Source organism: Aurantimonas sp. E1-2-R+4, assembly GCF_036549515.1.
Classification (GTDB): domain Bacteria; phylum Pseudomonadota; class Alphaproteobacteria; order Rhizobiales; family Rhizobiaceae; genus Aurantimonas; species Aurantimonas coralicida_A.
On the sequence record NZ_JAZHLK010000098.1, the window covers coordinates 1 to 5,012 of the forward strand.

Below are 5,012 nucleotides of genomic sequence, written 5' to 3' on the forward strand. Positions count from 1 at the left end.
TATCTTTCTTCATGGCGTTGCTCTCCTCAGTGGAATCGGCACCCCGAGCCTAACGGCTCAAGGCGGGCAACGCCGCCCACTTCAGAGTTTCAACAGAGACCGGGACATTCCCAGGTTCCTGGGCGCCGGGGTTTTACCCACGCTCGGGCCTCATTCATGTCGATCTTGGGCCGGTCCGCCGGAGGGGCGAGCGCTACCTGGACCGGGAGACGGCTTTCGCTGCGGAAACCCCGCCTGCGCGCGAAATGCTGGCCGACAGTCGTACCATGAAGGGCGGCGGCACTGCCGGTGAGGCGCCGCTGGCGTCGCCCGACACGGCGCGGGTGTCGCTGATCGCCTCGCTGTGCCGGCTGCCTCGTGAGTAAGCACGCACCGGCCGCCCCGTCGCCGTCTACTCGGCGGCCATCTGGAAACCTGGCGTCGAACGCGACAGCGCCGTCTCCTCCTCGGTCATGTCCTCGGGGATCGTTTCGAACAACGGCGTCGACATGTAGCGTTCGCCCGTGTCGGGCAGCATGCAGAGGATAACGGTACCCGGTCCGGCCCGCTCGGCGATCTTCATGGCGACGGCGAAGGTCGATCCGCCCGAGACGCCCGTCAGGATGCCTTCCCGTTGGGCGAGTTTCTGCGCCCAGGCAATGCCGTCGGGGCCGGCCACGGGTATCAGCTCGTCATAAAGCCCGTCGTCCACCGCTTCCTGCAGAACGTGGGGAATGAAGTCAGGGGTCCAGCCCTGGATCGGGTGCGGCTGGAAAGCGGGGTGGCTTTCCGCGGGCGAGTGATCGGAGTTGCGCTCCTGAGCGTGGCCGCTGCCCAGAAGCTGCGCATTGGCGGGTTCAGACAGGANGTTGCGCTCCTGAGCGTGGCCGCTGCCCAGAAGCTGCGCATTGGCGGGTTCAGACAGGACGATCTTCGTTTCGGGCCGCTCGCGGCGAAGAACGCGACCCACGCCCGTGACGGTGCCGCCCGTCCCGTAGCCGGTGACCCAGTAATCCAGCCGCTCGCCGGCAAAATCGGCGAGGATCTCGCGGGCGGTCGTGTTCTCGTGGATGCGGGCGTTGGCCTCGGTCTCGAACTGGCGGGCAAGGAACCAGCCGTTCGCTTCGGCCAGTTCCACAGCCTTGCGATACATGCCGACGCCCTTTTCCGCGCGAGGTGTGAGCACGACCTTTGCACCCATCATCCGCATCAGCTTGCGGCGCTCGACCGAAAAGCTGTCGGCCATCGTCACCACCAGCGGATAGCCCTTCGCCGCGCAAACCATGGCCAGCCCGATACCGGTGTTGCCCGACGTCGCCTCGACCACCGTCTGGCCCGGGCTAAGGCTTCCGTCCTGCTCAGCCTCCTCGATGATGCTGAGCGCCAGTCGGTCTTTGACCGACCCGGCCGGGTTGAAAGCCTCGACCTTCACGTAGATGTCTACCCCGGCTGGCGCGAGTGAATTGATCCGAATCGCAGGAGTGTCTCCGATGGTTTCGAGGACGCTGGCGAAAAGCCTGCCGCGTCCCTGCGTTGTGCGTCTCGTTTTGGCGTCCATTGCTTTTCTCCGTTCCGTTTTCAACGACCGTGGCCATTCCGGCCGACGCTTGCATTCTACCTTGGGTCCATTTGTGCGTGCTCGACGGGATGGTAAGGTCCGTCCTTCCAAGCGAACCAGCGAGCGGCAGTCGGTCAGTGCTGGTGTTCGGGTGGAGCGAACAAGATCAGTTCGACCCGGTCGGCGCCTTCGACGTAAGCGTCATGCCCCGGAGGAATTCCAAAAAAGTCGCCCGTGCTGATGCGCGTCTCGACGCCTGTGTCGATCATGCGGACCACCAGCCGGTGTACCGCATGGGCAGGAGTCGGGCGAGCCGAGCAGCGGCTTCTCGTCGGCCTCCAAGTCCATCCGGGTTCGAAGATCGCATGCATTCCTGCGCTGCCATTGGCCATCTTGACGATGGAGATGCCCCCCGCGATGTCTCATGTCCATGAGTTGATCGGGCGTTTCGAACCGTCCTGTTTCTATCGTATTTTCTTGCATCCGTTCCCCTTTTGGCTCTTCCGACGCCAGCACCATTGTACGCGTTGAACCTAGGGTATTCACTTCGGCAAAGCTTGACGGAGTTCTGGAGATTTCCTGTAGAAGCCGGTGATTGTGCTTTATGCTCGGGCATAACATGGACTTGGAGATTTCCGAGTCGACACGGAGCGATTTCAGCGCGAAGGACGAGATCGTGGCCCCGAGCACAACCGCGCCGTCGGCGGCGCAACCCGCTCCAAGCATCTCGACGGTGCCGCCTTCGACATCGCCATGGCGAACCACGATCCGGTGGCGTTCGAGGCGACGGCGCGGGAGGTCGGGTTCCTCGGGTTCGGATACTATCCGCGCTCGGGAGAATAGCGGTCACGATCCACGCCCGCCTCGACGACGCATTGCTGCCGTCACCGCGGGCGGCTTGCGGTAACTTGGGGATAACGTGCCGGCGCGGGCCACGATCGCCCGTGCCGGCCAGATCTGTCAGAGATCGTATTGCGCCCGCGCGATATCGCCCAGGCCGACCTTGTCGAGCCGGTCCAGCGGCGCCAGGAAGGTCACCTGGATCACCCCCGGCGCGCGGCCGATCTCGATCGCGCCGTTGATCGTCGCGCGGTTGCGCACCTCCGGCACGGTCATGTCCAGCAGCTTGGCCGCCCGCTCCAGCCCGTTCTCGATCGCCGCGTTCAAATTCGGCGCCGTGCCGATCACCGAAATCGGTGCCGAGTTCTCGAGCTGTCCGACCTTCCAGGATTTGGCCAGCCGCTCCGCCTTGGCGCGCTCGGCTTCGGAGAAGGGCCGGGCCAGCGGCGGCAGATCCTCGAGGAGCGGAAACAGCACCGGTCCGTCGATCGGATAGTTTTTCAGCACCTCGACCTGCAACGTGACGCTGCCCGAGACATCCATCGTGTGGCCGGCGATCTCGCCGTCGCCCTGGGCGGCATGCATGTCGCCCATATAGACGCCCGCGCCCTTCACCTTGACCGGTGCGACCAACACCGCACCGGGACGTACCGCGTCAATGTCCATGTGCCCGTCGGTCTTGTGTTCGGCCAATTGCGCGGCGGTGACGGCGTATTCATGCGGGGCGCCGACGAGGAAGGCGCCGAAATCGCCGGCATTGTGGGAATCGGGCAGCGGCATCGACGGCGTCGTGCCCAATTGCCCGAGGAATGGGCGCATACGCACCATCACCGCCGGCATATCTGACGGCGCGTAGGTCAGGATCGGGTGCTGCACCGACTGATCCGGCAGCGCGGCATAATGATGGGCGTCGCGCGCGATGGTCTCGGCCGCCTGCTTGGGCATCGTCACCCCGACATGGCGGGTTTCGTCGAACACCACCGTATAGCCATGCACGATCTCGAACGGCTTCACCGTATTGCCGCAGGCATCGCATTTGACAGCATCGCCGCCGATCCCCTCGACATGGGTCTCGGGCCAGATCGTGTCGCAGGTCGGGCAGCGCGCGGCGACATAAGGGTCGCCCAGGCAAAAGCCTTCCGGCGAACTGTCGTGGCCGGACGCGGTCGCGATCGAGGTCACGCTGATGTCGCGGATGCGGATGATGACGCCGTCGCCCGGTTCCGCGCCCACGATCTCGACCGGCTGGGTAACCTCATGGCCGCCGCGCAGCCGCGGCGTGATCATCGGGCCCCAGCAGCCCGGCGCGGTGTTGGCGATGATCGTTCCGCCATTCTCGACCGGGCCGAGCATCGGCTGGTTCGGGTCGAGCACGCTGTTGGTGAAGCCTTGCACGACGACGCTGCGTTGCGCTGTCTTCGTCGGATTGGTGATGTCCAGCATCTCAAGCTCCCTCGATCGTCAAATCGCCCGGCAGGTGGCGGCCGCTCCCCGGTGAAGCTAGCACGATCGTCACACTTCGCCACAGGGGCGACCGGCAGGTCAACACCGTCGATGTCCGAGCCTTGCGATTGCTTCGGCTCGCCATGGGGATGATAGTCCTGTCGATGATAGCGGCATCTGGAGGAATTGATGGAACGCGGCAGATCGAGGTTTGAGATGAAAGGCGAGCCCGCCGTAACTGTTCAAGACGGCAGGCGAGCACCCCACATGGCGAAGACCGTTTTGCCTTCTGGCGTCTTCGCCAAATCCGCCGCATCGGCGCTGTTCCTGGCCGCCGCGATCATCGCCGGCGCAACGACGTCGGCAAGAGCCGCCGAGTGCACTGCCTCGCCGAAGGCGGCGATCGATTGGAGTGGGTGCGACCGCAGCAATCTGGTTCTGTCCGGCGCCAATCTCGAAGGCGCCAATCTTCAGAATGCCGATTTCACCCAGACCGACCTGCGGAACGCCAAGCTCGCATCGTCAAACCTGGAAAAGGCGGCGCTGGTGCGCGCGTCGCTCGCCGGCGCTGTTGCCGACAAGGCCAATTTCACCAAGGTAGAAGGCTATCGAACCAACCTTTCGGGTCTTTCCGCGCGCGGCGCCTCGTTCCATGGCGCGGAACTCCAGCGGGCGGACTTCCGCAATTCCGACCTGACCGGAAGCAGTTTCGAGAAAGCCGAACTGGGCCGCGCGATTTTCGCCGGGGCCGATCTGACCGGCACGGTATACCCACTGGCCATTCTTGCCCGCGCCGATTTCAGCGGTGCCATCCTCTCAGGCCCGGTGGACTTCACCGGCGCCTACATGTTTCTGACCCGGCTGGAGGGCGTCGATTTATCGGCCGCAGTCGGCCTGGAGCAGGGCCAGATCGACATCGCCTGCGGCGATGCGGCCACGCGGCTTCCCGCTGGCCTGACCCCTCCGGCGCTATGGCCCTGCCCGGCTGATTGAGGCCGGCGGGCGGGGGGCGCACTTTTGCGGCATCGGTTTGGGCCGTTGCTTGTTTCAGCGGTGACCGGGGCGGTTCGCTATTGGGTTTGGACGGAGGGGAGTTTTTGAACGCAAGACGCCCCTCGGCTTTTTGGGCGCGAGGGGCGTTTTGGTTTGGTTTTTTTGTGAAGAGAAGCTTTGCGATTTGCAGACCTGGCGG

4 protein-coding genes and 1 pseudogene are annotated in these 5,012 nt (G+C 64.5%); 2 read left to right on the forward strand and 3 right to left on the reverse strand.

Annotated elements, in window-relative coordinates; translation table 11 throughout:
* Window positions 1-391: 391 nt before the first annotated feature.
* Entirely contained in the window at window positions 392-1,537 is a 1,146-nt protein-coding gene (locus VQ045_RS21190) for a PLP-dependent cysteine synthase family protein (RefSeq protein WP_331831534.1), read from the reverse strand.
* A gap of 134 nt (window positions 1,538-1,671) precedes the next feature.
* The gene (locus VQ045_RS21195; protein ID WP_327626428.1) at window positions 1,672-1,806 is read right to left on the reverse strand and encodes a hypothetical protein; all 135 of its coding nucleotides are present in this window, start codon (window positions 1,804-1,806) and stop codon (window positions 1,672-1,674) included.
* 418 nt (window positions 1,807-2,224) lie between these two features.
* Here VQ045_RS21195 and VQ045_RS22130 point away from each other — a divergent pair.
* Window positions 2,225-2,380: pseudogene (locus VQ045_RS22130) on the forward strand (D-Ala-D-Ala carboxypeptidase family metallohydrolase); the annotation flags it as partial.
* Between the two features lie 117 nt (window positions 2,381-2,497).
* Here the strand turns inward: VQ045_RS22130 and VQ045_RS21200 are convergent.
* On the reverse strand, window positions 2,498-3,820 hold the full coding sequence (locus VQ045_RS21200) for an acetamidase/formamidase family protein (protein ID WP_327626375.1): 1,323 nt from the start codon (window positions 3,818-3,820) through the stop codon (window positions 2,498-2,500).
* Window positions 3,821-4,087: 267 nt separating this feature from the next.
* Here VQ045_RS21200 and VQ045_RS21205 point away from each other — a divergent pair, with 267 nt between their 5' ends.
* Entirely contained in the window at window positions 4,088-4,813 is a 726-nt protein-coding gene (locus tag VQ045_RS21205) for a pentapeptide repeat-containing protein (protein ID WP_331831536.1), read from the forward strand.
* Window positions 4,814-5,012: the final 199 nt, after the last annotated feature.

What these genes read in the sequence shown, in the direction of transcription:
- VQ045_RS21195 (WP_327626428.1), bottom strand. Translation starts at nt 1,806, where the DNA reads ATGATCGACACAGGCGTCGAGACGCGCATCAGCACGGGCGACTTTTTT.
- VQ045_RS21200 (WP_327626375.1), bottom strand. Translation starts at nt 3,820, where the DNA reads ATGCTGGACATCACCAATCCGACGAAGACAGCGCAACGCAGCGTCGTC.
- VQ045_RS21205 (WP_331831536.1), top strand. Translation starts at nt 4,088, where the DNA reads ATGGCGAAGACCGTTTTGCCTTCTGGCGTCTTCGCCAAATCCGCCGCA.